The sequence below is a fragment of the Kribbella ginsengisoli genome, assembly GCF_039537185.1.
In the GTDB taxonomy this organism is placed as follows: Bacteria; Actinomycetota; Actinomycetes; order Propionibacteriales; family Kribbellaceae; genus Kribbella; species Kribbella koreensis.
Genome location: NZ_BAABAA010000049.1, coordinates 1 through 644, shown reverse-complemented (window position 1 = coordinate 644; position 644 = coordinate 1). Strand labels below are relative to the sequence as shown.

1 rRNA gene is annotated in these 644 nt (G+C 54.8%); it reads left to right on the top strand.

Features of this window, described 5'->3' with window-relative positions:
• Nucleotides 1-111 (top strand): 16S ribosomal RNA (locus ABD768_RS42995); the annotation flags it as partial.
• Nucleotides 112-644: the final 533 nt, after the last annotated feature.

Sequence of the window (644 nt, the reverse complement as noted above, 5' to 3'; positions counted from 1 at the left end):
AAGCCGGTGGCCTAACCCTTGTGGAGGGAGCCGTCGAAGGTGGGGCTGGCGATTAGGACGAAGTCGTAACAAGGTAGCCGTACCGGAAGGTGCGGCTGGATCACCTCCTTTCTAAGGAGCATTCGGCGATCAACCCGTAAGGGTGGTCGTCAATTCGTCGTTTCTTGAGCAAACGTCTCAAGGCGACGGTGCTTCGGAATGTGGAACATTGACCATTAGGCTGCGAACTCGTCGGATCGATCTAGTACTGCGAGCTCTTCTTCGGGAGGGTGAGCGTGGAACGTGAGTGATGAATGAGGGAGTGGCCGAGGCGCGCTGTTGGGTCCTGAGGAATCGGGCCGGATCTCTTCGGAGAGATGGACTGGTTTTTCTGGGTCACTACTGCACCGGATCTTTGCGGATCTGGTGTAGCTGTGTGGCTGGGGCCGGCTCTCACCAAACTGCGGGTGGGGTTCTTGGGTCTGGGTGTGTTTTCCCTGGGTTGAAGGATCTTCGATGTAAGTGGTGGTTTGGGTCGGTAATCCTGCCCGTATTTTGAGAACTGTATAGTGGACGCGAGCATCTTCAGTAGTTGTTTTTGTTGTTGTTTTGACAAGCTACTAAGGGCAATCGGTGGATGTCTAGGCACCAAGAGCCGATGAAGG